The following is a 15,444-nucleotide window of genomic DNA, read 5'->3' as shown; positions in this document are numbered from 1 at the left end:
TGCAACAAATGTTGTGGAGGCAAATTTAATATTGAAATGGCAGCTTACACAGAAAAATTCAGGTTTTATCCGGCTTCTGGTTTTGCCTCAGTACAATTTACAGCTTTTATCCCTGCTCCTGTACAATTTCCTGCAGCCGCTTCGCATTAAAGGCAGCGTAGCCCGACTGGTCATTGTCAAAATATATGTATACCTGTAAGCCTTGGTTCTTCCAGTTGAGGCAGTTGCCTGCCCACCACCGCAGGGTCTCTTCACTGTAGCTGCCGGAGTATTTTCCCTCCGGCCCGTGCAGCCGCACATACACAAAGTCTGCCGTTACCTCCATCGGCGACATGTGCCATTCCAGTTCATAAATACAAAAAGCGGCATTAAAGTTTCGAAGCAGGTCCAATACTTGCGGATTGTACCAGCTGTGATGCCGGAACTCGAACGTATACTTGTAGTAGGGGGGCAGCAGGGTCAGGAAATCACGTAGCCGGTCAACATTTACGCTCCAGCCCGGGGGCAACTGAAACAGGATAGGGCCTAGTTTCTCCTCCAGCGCGTTTACGTTGTTAAAAAAACGGGCAATGCTTTCCTGCGGGTCCTTCAGCTTTTTCATGTGCGTGATAAAGCGGCTGGCTTTCACCGCAAAAAGAAAGTCGTCGGGCACAGAGGCGCGCCAGTTGCCAAACGTTTCGGCAGAGGGGAGTTTATAAAAGGAGTTGTTTATCTCCACACTCCTGAAAAAGCGCGTGTAATAATCCGTGAAACCTTTCTGCTTTACCTCCGGGGGGTAGAAGGTCCCCATCCAGTGTTTATAGTGCCAGCCTGAAGTGCCAATGTGAATCTGTTGTTCCATGCGTCTGTGCCATAAGTTAATTCAGGGGTTATACTTTTATAGAACCACCTTAGTTTGCAGGGGCCGGATTCTGTGGTTCTGAATGCAGGCAGTGAAGACGCAGAATAGGATACCTGGAAAGGGAAGAATAAAACATGGCACCTGGGGGCTTCGTTATAACAGGTAAATATTTGACTTAAAAAACGAAAGCTATGAACAGAAACGATGATAATAACAACCGCTCATACCGCAACCACTACGCCGACTTCAACGAAGACGGGTCGCGCCGTGAAAGGGGGCAAGGCGATAGCAACAACAGAAACAACCAGGTAAACCATGAACAATATCGTTCGTCTAACCGTGACAGGAACAGTGAGTTCACCAGCTACAGAGACCGTCACAACGAGGGCAGCCGCGACGATGATTATAGCCGCTCTACCTTCGGGGCAAGTGCACAAGGCGATTACAGCGGAGGCACCCGCTATGGCGAAGGCGGCAGCACCTACGGCGGTGGTTCTGCCTACGGCCACTCTAACTACGGCTCATCCCGCATGCAGGGCCCACGCAATTTAGGCGGGGACAGAAACCAATCTGAGAATGTGCGAAACGGTTACGGAAACTTTGCAGATTACAGCAGCCGTAACTACGGTAGTTTTGCTGACGGCAGGGACTACAACGACTACGTAAACCGCAACAATGAGTCCCGCCACCGTGGAGGCATTGAAAGATCCGGAAACAGAGGAACCGACTTTGGAGACACTGGCCGTGGCAGCACCGGGTATGATAACAGCTTCGACGAGTACAGGCATACAGGCTACGGCTCTACAGGCTACAACAACCGCGACGAAGACCGCATGAGGGGCACCTCCGGCCGGAACAGCTACAGGGGCTCAGACCAGGAAGGCAGATCGGCTTACGACCGTGACTATGACCAGCGGGGAGAGAGAAGAGACAGTGACTTTGACAGAAGCCGCTATAACCGCGACCGCCGCGACAGATAGAAAAACAGGAGAAATGCCCGCATCATACGCGGGCACTTCTTTTTGAAGGCTTCGGGTGACAGCGATGTAAACTGAAGCTACCGTGCTCCGTTAGAGTAAGAAGTAAATGAATTGATAACCTAAACAAAACTAAAAACACTATGGAAAGAAACGACAGAGACCGCTACTACACAGGTGGCTACAGCGACAACAGGTACGATTACGACTACAGCAATAACAACAACAGAGACCGCTACGACCGGTATGATGACGATAGAAACGACCGGTATAACAGGTATGACCGCAATGACCGCTACGACCGGGAGGAAAGACCGGGACGAGAACTGAAGCAGCAGTTTGAAAGGGAATACCAAAGCCATCACAACGACCGCTATGCTGATAATGCCCGTTTCGGTGACAGGGACAGTTCGCGTGACTACCGCAACCGCGACTATGACATGGAGCGCAACTACTACAGCAATACAAGAGGCGACAGGGGGACCCTTGGTAACGTTCGGCAGGGCTACGGAATTTCTGGCTTTTCAGGTACCTCAGACCGCTATGACAGGATAAACGACATGCAGCGAAACAGAAGCGCGCAGAATGACCAGGGCTATGGCAGTGGCACGATCGGCGGCTACAGTGGCTCACGTTATGGTGGCTCTAACTACAGTGCGCATGGCGATTTCGGCGGTTCTTCCAACTACGGATCTATGAGTGGAAGCGGGGGCGACATGGATAACCTGTCAAACTCATCAGGATATGGCAGCTCTTCTTACTCAGACAGGGGGCAGCCAGATTACAGCACACGTAACTTTGAAGACAGATATGGCGCTGGTACCGGAAGTACATACGGTGAAAGTGCAGGAAATATCAGAGGCAACTCCTCAGATAATTACGGGTATGGCTCCAGAAGCCAGGGAACATCCGGGTACAGCGGCCGGTCTATCCTGGATGAAGAACGTTATTCATCCAATTCAGACCGGGGTGGCTATGTGAACAGAGACCGCAACCGTGACTACTAATTAAGCTGGTTCAAGTATGCAGGTAATGAGCTGTAGTGCCTTTTTTATCCCCGTACTTGGCAGTCATGTTTTTAGGGAAAGCCTGCCTCTCTAGGTAGGCTTTTTCTATGTTTTCTTGCCAGGAGTATTTCCTGCTGTAGTTCTGGAGAGAACTGTAGTAGCGGCGAGGTACAATCTCTTTAGAACTAAGGGTTGCTTTACGAATGCAGGGTAGGCCTGTCCGAAGGAGTTGTATCTTGTAAGGCCTCTTCCAGGGTATCGGCTTGGGTGATGATTTTTTCCAGGCCAAGTATAGAAAACACGTTCTTAATTTTGGGCTGTAAGCCACAGAAGATAATCTTGATTTTCTTTTCTGTGCAGGCGTGCAGGGAGGACAGGAGCACACCGACACCTGCAGAGGAAATGTAGTGTAATTCCTGGCAATCGACCAACAGATACTCAAAAGAAGCCTGTACAGTGTTAGAGAGCGCATCGTCTGCTGCAACAGCTGTGTTTGCATCCAGTTCTCCTGCAAGCTGGATCACGGCTACTTTATTTAGCTGCTCCACTTTTACGTGAAAAGGCTGAGCGCCGTACTCTTCCGCTGTCTTTTTCATATACTGCTAAACCTGTCTTCTTCAATATCATGTTTCTTCGTTGCCACTCCTGTTTGAGCTAAACATACAGTGTCCGGATGCATTAGCTTAAATCGCCTCAGGAAGCGCCTGCGTTGCTCAAAAATGCAATTTTATGGAAGCCCTGAGGAAAATGAAAAAACCTAGCCTGAAACAAATATAGCCACTCAGAATGAGCAAAAATGTAGCGGTTTATACTTAATCATACTAGGTTTATTACGTAAAGTGCTGGTACGAACTGGTAAATTAAGTGCGCATGGCCATATATTTAGCAATATAGATATAGGTAAATATTCTTTTTCTGTTCTTAAAGTTCAAAAGCAGGCAGTATGTACGCTGGCAGAGGATAAGCTCTGTTTGTTTTTAAACAGGCAGAAATGACAAAGACATTATATTTGCAGGTACAAGTTTTTCACAGCACCTGTTTCCCGGATGCCTAACTACGCAAATAAACTGACATTTTAAAGTAACTATGGTAAGATTGGTTCTCACTGATGACCACAAAATAGTAAGGGAAGGTATCAAAGCATTGTTAAACCAGGACAATTCTGTGCAGGTGGCCGGGGAGGCTGCCAGCGGCAAAGAACTACTGGAATTCCTCGCGCACACGCCTGTTGATATCGTGATGCTGGACATCAGTATGCCTGATATGGATGGCTATGAGACTATGAAGTTGCTTCGCAAAAATTATCCGGACGTTAAGGTACTTGTACTTTCCATGATGGATGATGAGCGGCATGTGCATCAGATGTTGGAGGGTGGGGCCGCCGGTTACCTGTTGAAGAACACCAGTGTGAACGAGATGCTGTCTGCTATACAGCTGATAGCAGGTGGAATACAGTATGTCAGCCCTGCACTAACTTTAAACCTGCTGCACAGGGTTAAGAAGTCTCCGCAGTTTCTCTTTAACCAGGGGAACGGCAAAAAAGCATATAAACAACTTTCGAAGCGGGAAACAGAGGTACTGCAGCTCATTTCTGAAGGACACACCAATGCGGAAATATCAGAGGTGTTGTTCACCAGTAAACGAACCGTAGAAACACACCGCCAGAACCTGCTCGAGAAGACCCAAACCAAGAATACTGCCGCCCTAATCAAGTTTGCTGTTCTGAACGGCATCATCTCCTGAAGAGAAAACACGCCTCCACGCCTCTCCAGGAATGAACTCCTGCGCGTTTGCTTTCCCGCCTTGTGCTGTTAAAGCACCTCTGTTTGCAGCTCAGAGAATGAAGCCCGGGCCTGGTCCGAAGCTCTTCTCTTTTACGCTGCCCTCTTTGTCTTTCTTTTAAATGAGTGGCTAAGGCCATTTGGTGCTGTGTATTAAAAGCTAAGCACAGGCTGTTACAGGTGGTGTGGCCAAGTTTAGCCAGCGTTCGTGCTTTCAGGCGCACACATTTCTATATTAAATTCGTTTTTAATAGTACAGGCAGGTTGCTGTTGTATGTTGTTTGTGTAGAAAGAGGTGCAGGATGCACCATGCATGCCAACAAATAAAAAAAATACTGTACTATGAAGAATCGAACTGTAAACCGGTTGCTATATGCTGACAACGTGGACATGGGCGGAGTGCCTGTGCGGCAGCCATTACCTACGCAGCAGGTAGAGCAAATTGACCCCTTCCTGTTACTGCACCATCATGTTACTGAGGTGCCTGAGGGGGCTGTGCCGCACTACTCAGGTGTAGGACCACATCCGCACAGGGGGTTCTCTCCTGTTACATTCGTTTACAAGGGTGGTGTGCACCACCGCGACTCCCGGGGCAATAACAGTGTGGTGTACGAAGGAGGCACTCAATGGATGAACGCAGGAATGGGCGTGGTGCATAGCGAACGCCCGCCTGCTGATATACATGAGCGGGGAGGGGTACAGGAAATTATACAATTATGGGTGAATGTGCCAAAGGCCCACAAAATGAACCAGCCGGAGTATACGCCGCTACAGGCAGAGGAAACACCGGTACTGGCACTGGAGGGCGGCGGCATACAGGTGAAAGTGGTGGCAGGAACCTTCGGGGAAATTCAGGGGCCGATAAAACCACCCACCTCTGTGCTGGTGCTCCGCATCGAGATGAAGCCAGACGCTACTTATGCGTTTCCGATTCCGGAGCAACATAATGCTTTCCTATATCTCCTGGATGGGAAAATCAGGTTGGAAGGCTATGGAGATGTGGAGGGGCACCACCTTGTTCAGCTAAACCGCGACGGGGAAGGGTGCACCATCACGGCAAAAGAACCCACACGTATTTTGCTGGTAGCAGGCATGCCTTTAAACGAACCGGTTGCTTCTCATGGCCCTTTTGTGATGAACAACCAGACAGAGATTCTGCAGGCCATGCGCGATTACCAGCAGGGAAAGATGGGAATGCTGGTGGAGGATTAACGACGGCATTATAAAAGAGGGAACGTAGAAGTTTCACTGCAACAGGTCTGATTGCGCGGGGGGTGTTTAATCCAACCGGAGCCAGTCATAAGCTGCTTCCAGCGAGGAAAACTGTGCCAGTTCCACAGGAACATTATGCTCTTTGGAAATTTGTTCCATGATGTTTTCAAACGAGATATAATTGAAAACATCATCGGTGAGCACGCGGGCAATCCGCTGAAGGTTTGAGGATTTGAAGAGTGGGCCGATTTCGCGCTTTATCCATTGTTGATCAGCAAAGGGGATAGTATCCAGCAGACGGGAGTCTGTCAGCCAGAGTGACACGCTTTCTTTGATGATAATGTCCTTCATGGCAGCAACGCCTTCCCTGTACTCAGCGCTGGTTACGTTCCGAAGCCATTTGGAATGCAACAGCTGTTCTTCCTTCTTCAAGGATATCGAAAGGTAATCGTGTACTTCAGTAACCATATTCATCACGTTCGCTGACGAATATAGTTAAAAATAGCTATATAACAATAAATTAAGCTACAGAGGCTAGGAGAAGGAAGCAGGCTAAAGGTCTCAGACCTTTTCAGTAGCACGTTGTTTATTATCTGAAGTCAGAAATAATAGATAACTTGTCTTTATGTTTGTTCTATCTTGTTTGAAGGCTGAGCAGGTGCTTTGTCCTGTTGGATTCCCTTTATGATGCATCTTATGCCTTTACCTGTTTAATCTTTTAGCTTTATACTATGGCGAATATAAAACTCTATATTAAGAACATGGTCTGCGACCGCTGTAAAAGGGTAGTAGCAGAGGAACTCACTAATCTGGGCTATACTGTATTACAGGTAAGTTTAGGCGAGGCAGAACTTGCCACCACAGGCAAAGAAGTTGACCTGGAGCAGATACGCACTGTAATGCATGACAATGGTTTTGAGCTACTGGATGATCGCAAAACGAAGCTTATCGAGCAGGTAAAAGTAGTTATCATAGAGCTGGTGCACCAGGGCGAGGAGGCAGAGCTGCAGGTGAATACCTCTGATTATATAGCCGAAAAAGTAGGCCTTGACTACAACTACCTTAGCAACCTGTTTTCCTCTTTCGAGGGCATCACCATTGAAAAATACCTGATCCTGCAGCGCATAGAGCGGGTAAAAGAGCTATTGGTGTACAATGAGTTAAGCCTGAAGGAAATTGCCTATAAGCTGGGTTACAGCAGTGTCGCACATTTATCCAACCAGTTTAAAAAAGTGACCGGCCTCACACCGAGCCATTTTAAGCAGGTAAAAGCTGAGAAACGGAAAACAATAGACAGGGTACAGGAGTAGGTTCCGGTCCCATAAATGAAAGGAGCGTGATGGGCAGAAAGGGGCCTGTCACGCTTTTTTTGTATCTGAGCTTATCGCTGCCTTATGCTGTAAATTTAACCATTGTAGTGTAATGGGTAAAAAGAAACCCACACCCGCCAGCGGTGAAGCATGGCAGATGTGGGTAAGGGACTAAACTATAAACTAAAAACTAAAGAGAATACACTGTTCAGGCCCGGGAAGTAGCCAGTTCCTTTTCTACGTTAGGGAGAGGTACTTCTATATCATTCAGACTTTCGTCATGCTGGCTCAGGTCAAGGCCCTCAAACTCCTCCTCAGCTGTTACGCGAAGCGGCGAAATCAGATCTGTTATTTTCAGAAGCACCCAGGAGCCCCCGAAAGCAAATACAGACACAGCTATCAAAGCCAACAGGTGAACGATGAATAGGGTGGTTTCACCGAAGATGAGCCCGTTACCTGTTTCGTTACCTGGGTTCACAGCCTGGCTTGCGAATACACCTGTCAGCAGCATCCCTACCATTCCGCCAACACCGTGGCAAGGGAACACGTCCAATGTATCGTCGAGGCTGGTACGTGTGCGCCAGTCTACCACTATGTTACTAACAATAGCGGCAATAACACCAATGGCCAGGGAGTGCGGTATGGTTACAAATCCAGCGGCAGGCGTGATAGCCACAAGACCAACAACGGCACCAATGCAAGTACCCATAGCGGAAGGCTTGCGCCCTTTGATTGCATCAAAAAATATCCAGGCAATGGCTGCGGAAGCGGAGGCTGTAGTGGTGGTAGCCAATGCTACAACGGCCAAAGCATTAGCGCCCAGCGCCGAACCTGCATTAAAACCAAACCAGCCAAACCAAAGCAGCCCGGTTCCCAGCATGACGTAAGGAATGTGTGCCGGCTTGTGGTGACTAGCGTCGCGGCGCCTTTTCAGGAAAATGGCAGAAGCAAGCGCAGCCCAGCCAGCCGACATGTGTACGACAGTTCCACCGGCAAAATCCAGTACTCCATAATTAAAAAGTAACCCATCCGGATGCCATGTCATATGAGCTAAAGGTGCATAGATAAAGACAAAGAAGAGCCCGATAAAAACGGTGTAGGAAATGAAACGGATTCGCTCTGCAAAAGCTCCTGTTATAAGCGCTGGAGTGATGATGGCAAATTTAAGCTGGAACATTGCGAAGAGCAGCAATGGAATAGTAGGGGCTGCCGGCCAGGGAGCACCATCTATCACGCCCTGCATCATAAAAAAGGTAGCAGGGTTGCCGAATACACCTCCTACTGACTCGCCAAAGGCAAGGCTGAAGCCGAATACAACCCATATAACTGTCACAATGGCCATACAGATAAAACTCTGCAGCATTGTAGAAAGCACGTGCTTTTTGCGTACCATACCACCATAGAAAAAAGCTAAGCCGGGCGTCATGATCAGCACTAGAGCTGTTGCTGTCAGCATCCAGGCTGTGTCTGCGGCACTTATCTCCGCTGCACTTTCAGTGGAGGGCAGGGAGGGAAACACAAAAGTGGCTGCCACAACCAGCAACAGCAGTAAAAAGGGGATTCTAGATAAACTTGGAGCCATACTTAATTTCGTAAAAAGTATTACAATAAGCTAGTTAACACTATGTTTGTTTGTGAAAATGGAATGATAAAGCCTAAATTATTAATAAAATACTTTTAATGTAAAGTTTAATATGAATAATTTTTAAAATAAATAACATTTGGTTAATACTGTAGAAAGTGTGGAGTATAAGTAAGTCCTTACTCCGGACAAATGAATGGGCGAAGGTGTTCAGTAAAGATGCTTCTTCGGTTTGTTTATTATGTTAAGTACATGCAGGTGTCACCTTCTTGTAGAAGGGAAGGTAAAGAGCAAGTTCTATGAGAAATCGGAATGGGGTCCTGACCGGATATGAAGCCTGCAGCCAACAGTTCCGCTCCGGCACCGGCTGGGCGACCTGAGTGATTTACGTGGAATCCCTGCTGTTATTAAAAAGGCTACCGTCACTTAAGCAGTGGCCTCTCTTGCGAAGGTAGGAGCCATTACCATCTAATTCAGAAGCTCCCGCACAGCCTGCTCCACCTTCTTGTATACCGGAGAATGTGGAGCCACTATATCAAAGTGTCCGGCTTGTTCGAGTAAAATAAGTTTGGAGTCATCACCGCTGGCTTTGGCCTGCTCAGCGAACCGCTGGCTCTGAATAACCGGCACAATCGGATCAAGGGCACCCTGTATGAGCCGGGAGGGCACGCGCAGCGGCAGCAGCGTGGTAGGGGAGGCATCTGTATAACGCTCAGGTTGCTCATCTGGCATACCACCCATTAGCTGAGGAACCGCCTCGTTACAGCTCCCTTTCTGCTGGCTGTAGGTTGCCAGGTCAGGAATACCGGCCAGTGAAACAATCCCTTTTATCTTCAGCGGCTTTTTGGTGTAGAGTGTGCTGTTCTTGGGCAGGTTGTGCCGCGCCCCCAGCCATAGTGCCAGGTGGCCACCGGCAGAATGCCCCATCACGATTACTTTCCTGGTGTGAAGTGGGTAGGTTTTTGCCAGCTCGCGCACGTAGTCGGTACCTGCGGCTACATCCAGAAAAGTGCCCGGCCAGCCACCTCCCGCATCACCTACCCGGCGGAACTCGAGGTTCCAGGTGGCGTAGCCTGCCTGGGTGAGTTTCTCGCTCAGGTGCGCCATGTACTGCCTGTCATAGGCTGAAAGCCAGCAACCGCCATGCACCACCACCACGACAGGAAATTTACCCTCTCCCTTGGGTAGACGTAACTCGCCAAACTGCAACGAATCAGGCCCATAGGAAATAACTTTATCGGCAGGAGGAACAGGGAGTGCCGCTATGTCCTGCCAGGAAACCAGTTTAGGCTGCTGTTCCTGAGCGAAGAGGTTGTTTGTGGTCAAAAGCGTAAAACTTAAGATAAATAAACTGAATATACGTGACATAGTCGTGCTGCTGGTGCCGTTAGAATGCAAAAATAGCAATTCCGCCGTGCCTGGAGGCGTGTAGGTTGAATTTTGCAACCTGTTCCTCCTGTACTTCGGTCAGCATACCCACCAATGAAGAAGCCTGCCGAAGTAAAACGGCAGGCTTCTTCATTGGTGGGCGCGCTGTGGCTAAGCGGCTACCTTTTTCACTTTTGAGCCAACGAAGCCATAGTAAACAATGTAAGCATAGCAGGCCATCGGCACCAGGAAGGAAAGCTGCAGGCTGCTAGATGCGTCTGCTACCCAGCCCTGAAGCGGAGGAATAATGGCACCACCTACAATAGCCATAACCAGTAGCGAAGAGCCCTGGCTGGTGTGCACCCCAAGGCCCTCTATAGCCAGTGTGAAGATTGTCGGGAACATGATGGAGTTGAACAAGCCGATGGCAATCACAGACCACATTGCCACAGTACCGGAGGCAAAGGTTGTGAAGAGGAGCAGGATGATTACTGTACCTGCAAAGAAACCCAGCGTTCTGCCTGGCAGGAACTTACCTAAAAGCAATACCACAAAGTTCAGTGTAATCAGCCCTATGCCAATCAATGCCTCGTTCATTCCATAGATGGTGAAGAGCAGCACAAAAGAGATAATACTGATAAGGGCAATGATCAGGTATTTGTAGCTGTTGTTTCGGAATTGGGCCAGTGCCACCGCACCAAAGAACCTGCCAATCATGGCACCACCCCAGTAAAAGGCCAGGTAGTGGCCTGCTGCTGCTTCCTCCAAGCCGGCAATTTCTGGCAGCCTGAAGAAGTTGATAAGCGTACTGCCAATGGTTACTTCGCCTCCCACGTACATAAAGATGCAGATAATACCCAGCACAAGGTGCCTGTACTTCAGAGCGCCTGCATCAGGTGCCAGCTGTTCCCCATTTTCACTTTGGATGCGCGGCAGGTTTGCTACTTTAATCAGCACGGCAATGGCAAGCAGCGTGGCTGCCAGCCCCAGGTAAGGAAGCTTTACAGAGTCGGCACCCGTATTTTGTACGGCGTTAACCCCCTCAAAAATAAGGTAACCTCCAATAATCGGAGCCACCGTAGTACCCAGTGAGTTCAGGGCCTGCGTCATGTTCAGGCGACTGGCGGCTCCTTCAGGAGGACCCAATATGGCAACGTAGGGGTTTGCGGCAATCTGCAGAATCGTGATACCGGAGGCAAGTATGAAAAGGGCTAGCAGGAAAAAAGCATAGCTCAGCATGCTGGCAGCCGGGTAAAACAAGGCACAGCCTGCTGCGGCTACCACCAGTCCTACTATAATTCCGTTCTTATAGCCAATCTTCTGGATTGGGTCGCCTTTGGTGATGGAAAAAATAAAGTACAACAGCGACACGATAAAGTAAGCTCCGAAGAAGGCGGTCTGAATGAGCATCGCCTGCCAGAGCTGCAGCGTAAACACCTGCTGTAGCTTCGGGATGAGGATATCGTTCATACAGGTGATGAATCCCCACATAAAGAATAGGAGGGTCACAATAACCAGGGGGGCACTGTAGTTGCGCGACGGCGCTGCGGTATATTCCTTTTGTGCTTGTTGTGAAATTCCGGCCATAAATGATTGCTGTTGTTTGAGTAAGAAACAGGTAAGGTATTCCAGCTGCTAAGCTTCTCATTAAGGTAATAAGTTATGCATAGCAGATAAAGGTTATCAAGTTAGAATGATTCTGTACAATTACCAATGCCCCTCTCTGAAGCCGTAAAATAAAATTTTCAGGTTGGGCCATACAGCAGAAGTGACGGTAGCCTCCCCGGTTCAGGAAAAAACATAAGAGTCCTTGATTTCCGTAAGCAAGGGAAAACCTTTCGTAATGCGCAGAATAACCTTATGGCTTGAGACAAACACTGGCCTGACAGCAGGATTCTATCACGACCTGTTTTACTCGGCAGGGGTGATACTGGTACTTTGGCTGCTCAGCAGAATACTTTTGTGGGCCATCTTCCGGCGCGAAAATGATTTGCGGAAGCAATACCAATGGCGAAGGTTTACCAACTATGTGGCCACTGGTATTGCCATTTTGCTCCTCTCGAACATCTGGTTCAATGGGTTTGAATCCATTGCTACATTTCTGGGGCTTCTGTCGGCTGGTCTGGTGCTGGCCCTGCGGGACCCGCTGCTGAGCATGGCCGGGTGGCTCTATATTCTCTGGAAGCGGCCTTTCAGGATAGGGGATCGCATTCAGGTAGGCGACACCATCGGAGATGTGATTGATATCCGGCTGTTCCAGTTTACCCTGAACGAGATCAGGGGCTGGGTGGACGCTGATCAGGCGACAGGCCGGGTGGTGAATGTGCCAAACGCGCGGGTGTTCATGGAGCCACAGGCCAATTACAACTATGGCTTTCCTTTTGTGTGGCAGGAGATACCGGTAAACATCACGTTTGAAAGCAATTGGCAGAAAGCGAAGCAAATACTGCAGGAAATAACAGCCCGGCATGCGGAGCAACTCAGCGAGGCAGCCGTGCAGCAGGTAAAGCGACAGTCGCAGCGGCACCTCATTTTTTACGAGGACCTGCAGCCGAAACTCTATACCACTGTCCGTGAGAACGGCATCCAACTCACAGTCCGGTACCTGTGCGGGGTAATGCGTCGCCGACAGAGTTCCCATCTTATATGGGAAGAGGTGCTGACACGGTTTCTGGCCGCTCCGGATATACACTTCGCTTACCCTACCACCCGTTTTTACCAAGGCACAGCACGGCAGGGGCCGGAGCAGCAACCCCTTTAGCGCAGGTAGGCGGCTATTGCTTATAGAGCTTTCCGTCCTTCATGACCAGGCGCACGTTTCTCACATGCGAGATATCCGCTGTGGGGTCTCCTTCCACCGCAATAATATCTGCCAGCAACCCAGGCCTGATACGGCCTGTTTTGTCCTGTAGCTGAAACACGTTAGCGTTCACAGAGGTGGCAGCACGCAGCACCTGCAGCGGCTTCATTCCATAGGCCACCATCATCTCCATCTCACGTGCGTTGTCGCCGTGGGTGAAAACGCCCACATCGCCTCCCATGCAAATGGTAACGCCGGCATCCAGTGCCTCTTTAAAACTTCTGCGTTTCTGCTGTATGCGATCCGGTTCCGGCTGGCTGCCTTTCTGCCAGCCACGGTATTGTGAGATGGCGTCGCCGGCGGCGAGGGTAGGGCAGAGCGCCACCTTGTGCTTTTTCATGAGCCGGTAAATTTCAGGTGTGGCATCGTCGCCATGCTCTATTGTGGATACACCTGCCAGAATAGCGCGCCGCATCCCTTCCGGGGTGGAGGCATGCGCTACCACCGGCCGGCCTGCTGCGCCAGCAACCTCTACAATCGTCTTCAGTTCCTCTATAGTGAAGGTAGGGGCTGCGGCGCCATCTACGCCCCAGCGGTAGTCGGCATACACTTTTATGACATCGGCTCCGTTGCCGATCTGCGTTCTTACCTCTTTTGTCAGCCCCTCAATACCGTCGGCCACTGCGGCACCAATTGGAGTCTCTATCTCATAGCTTAATTCTTTAGGGCCATAACTGCCCGATGCCACAATGGCCTTGGTGGCAATCAGCATGCGGGGCCCGGGAATCACACCTTTCTGAATCGCCTGCTTCAGGCCTACATCATCATAGCCTACTCCTTCTGTGCCTAAGTCCCTTACTGTGGTAAAGCCGGCCAGCAGGGTGTTTCTGGCATGCACCGTTGCCCTTGCTACACGCTCTACCCGCGACTCTTTCAGTACCTGGTCGTTCCAGGGAGTTTCATTGTAAGGGTGCAGGAACAGGTGACTGTGTCCCTCAATCAGCCCTGGTAGTAAGGTCTGGCCTTTCAGTTCGATAATTTTGGCGGTAGGTGGTGCCGTCAGGCTGACACCTGCAGCTTCAATCAGGTTGTTTTTTACCAGCACCTGCCAACCTGTGTGCATCTTTTCCCCGTCAAACACTCTGTCCGGCTTCAGGAGGTAATAGGTATCTGTGGGTTGTGCGTTAAGAAGTGAAAAAGAGAAGAGGAAAATGAACAGAAAAAGAACTCTAATGTGGAGCATGTGCATATACGCGAATAGTTTAGCAGTTCTAAACTATAAAATAAAGCTGAAAAGATGCTTTTTTAGTTGAAAACTCAGGTAGAGGTTCAAAAAGAAGCAGCCGTATATGGCGTGCGTCATCAGGTGCAAGTGCTACAGCTATTTCAAAATAAACTTTCCCCTGCTTTATGAGATTTTGCCCTCTGGTAGCACAATCTTGGCCCAGCTATGGCGAATACAATACAGTGTGGGCCTAAGCCAGGCGCGAAGCTATTGCCGTAGGCGCCATTGCTTCTTCTCTGGTCAGGGTGATGTGCATGATTTTGTCGATGCCTAACGCATCAAACATGCTTTTAATCTGGGGTTGTAAACCGTATAGTGTCAGTCTGGTATGCTTTTCCAGGGAGAGGTGGTATACAGAAAGAATTACGCCGATACCTGCCGAGGAAATTGAAGAAAGCTGGCTGCAGTCTAAAATTAAATGACCCACACCAGATGCCACCATATTTTCCAGTATGTTGATGGCCATAAGTGACGAGCTTGCATCAAGTTCACCTGTCATACTTAAGATAATGCCATTCTCAACAGGCATAAAATCAGTAGTAAAATGGTGCAGGGAATTGTTCATATAAGGCTAGGTATGTTGTTTACAGTACTGGTATGCTTCTTTTAAATTCAGATCAATGTGTAGTACGGAATTGAGTCCGGTTTTGTCTATAATTTCCTGCAAATTTGGATTAACATGATAAAATAATAGATTTATTCCGGTTGTTTCTGCGTGTGTAGTCTGGGAAAGTACGATGCGCAGGGCTTCGGTTGTAACGGTAGTAATCCGCTGACAGTCAAATAAAACGTGCCGGGTATGATTTTCCTTTGCATTTGCAATAACCTGCCTTAGCTGACGGCAGTCTTCAGCATCCAGGCAGCCGTTTGCTGTCACAAAAAGACAATCCTGTACCTGTTGCACTATTAACGCCATGCTAAAACCTCTTATCACTAANGGCGTTGTAGTGATTCTGCTCTTTTTTAGAGAAGCAGGCTGTTTTTCTGACCAATCTTCTGTTTCTTGTTCTCAGGCACAGGTTCACCCCTTCAATGTTCCTGGTGTTTACCTTTCCAATCATGTGCTTTTCCTCCGGCAGCACTTTGGTGAAAGCCGGCAAGTCATCAGTGCAGAACCTGCCGATTTCCAGCGCCTGCAGCTGCTTGTATAGCTTTGCGACTGTGTGCTGGCTGCGATTTCCCCAACTCCAGGCCAGCACCTCGTCTGTTTCCGGCGCGTAGGCGTAGAAAAGCCAGCGCTTGCACTCTTTGCGCCGCCTGACAAAGGTCCACACCTCGTCT

The 15,444-nt window shown here is 49.2% G+C and carries 16 protein-coding genes; 6 read left to right on the top strand and 10 right to left on the bottom strand.

The genetic code is table 11. The features are described from left to right. Positions 1–106: 106 nt before the first annotated feature. Positions 107–841, bottom strand: a complete 735-nt coding sequence (locus ACYVB1_RS02570; protein WP_460920198.1) for a DUF72 domain-containing protein — start codon at positions 839–841, stop codon at positions 107–109. Between the two features lie 191 nt (positions 842–1,032). On the opposite strand from ACYVB1_RS02570, the gene ACYVB1_RS02565 reads away from it, so the two are divergent. Beyond that, positions 1,033–1,821, top strand: coding sequence for a hypothetical protein (locus ACYVB1_RS02565; protein ID WP_460920195.1), 789 nt, complete (start codon positions 1,033–1,035; stop codon positions 1,819–1,821). 140 nt (positions 1,822–1,961) lie between these two features. After that, on the top strand, positions 1,962–2,825 hold the full coding sequence (locus ACYVB1_RS02560; RefSeq protein ID WP_460920193.1) for a hypothetical protein: 864 nt from the start codon (positions 1,962–1,964) through the stop codon (positions 2,823–2,825). 197 nt (positions 2,826–3,022) lie between these two features. Here the strand turns inward: ACYVB1_RS02560 and ACYVB1_RS02555 are convergent, their stop codons facing one another. Further along, positions 3,023–3,421, bottom strand: coding sequence for an STAS domain-containing protein (locus ACYVB1_RS02555; RefSeq protein WP_460920191.1), 399 nt, complete (start codon positions 3,419–3,421; stop codon positions 3,023–3,025). Positions 3,422–3,911: 490 nt separating this feature from the next. Between ACYVB1_RS02555 and ACYVB1_RS02550 the strand changes: the two genes are divergently transcribed. Continuing rightward, positions 3,912–4,568: a response regulator transcription factor gene (locus tag ACYVB1_RS02550; protein WP_460920189.1), complete on the top strand. Its 657-nt coding sequence runs from the start codon at positions 3,912–3,914 to the stop codon at positions 4,566–4,568. A 380-nt stretch (positions 4,569–4,948) separates the two neighbouring features. Further along, the gene (locus tag ACYVB1_RS02545; RefSeq protein WP_460920186.1) at positions 4,949–5,818 is read left to right on the top strand and encodes a pirin family protein; all 870 of its coding nucleotides are present in this window, start codon (positions 4,949–4,951) and stop codon (positions 5,816–5,818) included. Between the two features lie 66 nt (positions 5,819–5,884). Here the strand turns inward: ACYVB1_RS02545 and ACYVB1_RS02540 are convergent, their stop codons facing one another. Further along, complete coding sequence (locus tag ACYVB1_RS02540; protein ID WP_460920184.1) at positions 5,885–6,292, bottom strand: hypothetical protein; 408 nt, start codon at positions 6,290–6,292, stop codon at positions 5,885–5,887. Between the two features lie 257 nt (positions 6,293–6,549). Between ACYVB1_RS02540 and ACYVB1_RS02535 the strand changes: the two genes are divergently transcribed. After that, positions 6,550–7,128, top strand: coding sequence for an AraC family transcriptional regulator (locus ACYVB1_RS02535; protein WP_460920182.1), 579 nt, complete (start codon positions 6,550–6,552; stop codon positions 7,126–7,128). A 208-nt stretch (positions 7,129–7,336) separates the two neighbouring features. Here the strand turns inward: ACYVB1_RS02535 and ACYVB1_RS02530 are convergent, their stop codons facing one another. The 3 genes from ACYVB1_RS02530 to ACYVB1_RS02520 form a co-directional block, all read right to left on the bottom strand. Next, a complete protein-coding gene (locus ACYVB1_RS02530; protein ID WP_460920180.1) occupies positions 7,337–8,710 on the bottom strand; it encodes an ammonium transporter in 1,374 nt (457 codons plus the stop codon). 468 nt (positions 8,711–9,178) lie between these two features. Next, positions 9,179–10,078 carry an alpha/beta hydrolase family protein gene (locus ACYVB1_RS02525; RefSeq protein ID WP_460920178.1) on the bottom strand — a complete coding sequence of 300 codons (900 nt, stop codon included), beginning with the start codon at positions 10,076–10,078 and terminating at the stop codon, positions 9,179–9,181. Positions 10,079–10,249: 171 nt separating this feature from the next. Continuing rightward, complete coding sequence (locus tag ACYVB1_RS02520; protein ID WP_460920175.1) at positions 10,250–11,665, bottom strand: sugar MFS transporter; 1,416 nt, start codon at positions 11,663–11,665, stop codon at positions 10,250–10,252. A 256-nt stretch (positions 11,666–11,921) separates the two neighbouring features. On the opposite strand from ACYVB1_RS02520, the gene ACYVB1_RS02515 reads away from it, so the two are divergent. Next, positions 11,922–12,839 (top strand): mechanosensitive ion channel family protein, encoded by a 918-nt coding sequence (locus tag ACYVB1_RS02515; RefSeq protein ID WP_460920173.1) that lies wholly within the window; start codon positions 11,922–11,924, stop codon positions 12,837–12,839. 13 nt (positions 12,840–12,852) lie between these two features. Here ACYVB1_RS02515 and ACYVB1_RS02510 read toward each other — a convergent pair whose 3' ends face one another. From ACYVB1_RS02510 to ACYVB1_RS02495, 4 genes are all read right to left on the bottom strand, one after another. Next, positions 12,853–14,121 carry a metal-dependent hydrolase family protein gene (locus ACYVB1_RS02510; RefSeq protein WP_460920171.1) on the bottom strand — a complete coding sequence of 423 codons (1,269 nt, stop codon included), beginning with the start codon at positions 14,119–14,121 and terminating at the stop codon, positions 12,853–12,855. A gap of 232 nt (positions 14,122–14,353) precedes the next feature. Further along, positions 14,354–14,728 (bottom strand): STAS domain-containing protein, encoded by a 375-nt coding sequence (locus ACYVB1_RS02505; protein ID WP_460920169.1) that lies wholly within the window; start codon positions 14,726–14,728, stop codon positions 14,354–14,356. A 6-nt stretch (positions 14,729–14,734) separates the two neighbouring features. Continuing rightward, on the bottom strand, positions 14,735–15,079 hold the full coding sequence (locus ACYVB1_RS02500) for an STAS domain-containing protein (RefSeq protein ID WP_460920167.1): 345 nt from the start codon (positions 15,077–15,079) through the stop codon (positions 14,735–14,737). Position 15,080: 1 nt separating this feature from the next. Then, positions 15,081–15,444: IS1 family transposase (locus ACYVB1_RS02495; RefSeq protein WP_460920165.1), on the bottom strand; the 364-nt coding region annotated here is incomplete at its 5' end.

This window comes from Pontibacter brevis, assembly GCF_054779655.1.
The sequence above is the reverse complement of the archived record's forward strand: the minus strand, read 5'-3'. Positions and strand labels throughout refer to the sequence as shown.

Bases quoted from the DNA above. Each gene is read 5' to 3' on its own strand.
- ACYVB1_RS02535 (WP_460920182.1), top strand. From the start codon at position 6,550: ATGGCGAATATAAAACTCTATATTAAGAACATGGTCTGCGACCGCTGT.
- ACYVB1_RS02570 (WP_460920198.1), bottom strand. From the start codon at position 841: ATGGAACAACAGATTCACATTGGCACTTCAGGCTGGCACTATAAACAC.
- ACYVB1_RS02515 (WP_460920173.1), top strand. From the start codon at position 11,922: ATGCGCAGAATAACCTTATGGCTTGAGACAAACACTGGCCTGACAGCA.
- ACYVB1_RS02540 (WP_460920184.1), bottom strand. From the start codon at position 6,292: ATGAATATGGTTACTGAAGTACACGATTACCTTTCGATATCCTTGAAG.
- ACYVB1_RS02550 (WP_460920189.1), top strand. From the start codon at position 3,912: ATGGTAAGATTGGTTCTCACTGATGACCACAAAATAGTAAGGGAAGGT.
- ACYVB1_RS02530 (WP_460920180.1), bottom strand. From the start codon at position 8,710: ATGGCTCCAAGTTTATCTAGAATCCCCTTTTTACTGCTGTTGCTGGTT.
- ACYVB1_RS02565 (WP_460920195.1), top strand. From the start codon at position 1,033: ATGAACAGAAACGATGATAATAACAACCGCTCATACCGCAACCACTAC.
- ACYVB1_RS02525 (WP_460920178.1), bottom strand. From the start codon at position 10,078: ATGTCACGTATATTCAGTTTATTTATCTTAAGTTTTACGCTTTTGACC.
- ACYVB1_RS02500 (WP_460920167.1), bottom strand. From the start codon at position 15,079: ATGGCGTTAATAGTGCAACAGGTACAGGATTGTCTTTTTGTGACAGCA.
- ACYVB1_RS02560 (WP_460920193.1), top strand. From the start codon at position 1,962: ATGGAAAGAAACGACAGAGACCGCTACTACACAGGTGGCTACAGCGAC.
- ACYVB1_RS02555 (WP_460920191.1), bottom strand. From the start codon at position 3,421: ATGAAAAAGACAGCGGAAGAGTACGGCGCTCAGCCTTTTCACGTAAAA.
- ACYVB1_RS02545 (WP_460920186.1), top strand. From the start codon at position 4,949: ATGAAGAATCGAACTGTAAACCGGTTGCTATATGCTGACAACGTGGAC.
- ACYVB1_RS02505 (WP_460920169.1), bottom strand. From the start codon at position 14,728: ATGAACAATTCCCTGCACCATTTTACTACTGATTTTATGCCTGTTGAG.
- ACYVB1_RS02510 (WP_460920171.1), bottom strand. From the start codon at position 14,121: ATGCTCCACATTAGAGTTCTTTTTCTGTTCATTTTCCTCTTCTCTTTT.
- ACYVB1_RS02520 (WP_460920175.1), bottom strand. From the start codon at position 11,665: ATGGCCGGAATTTCACAACAAGCACAAAAGGAATATACCGCAGCGCCG.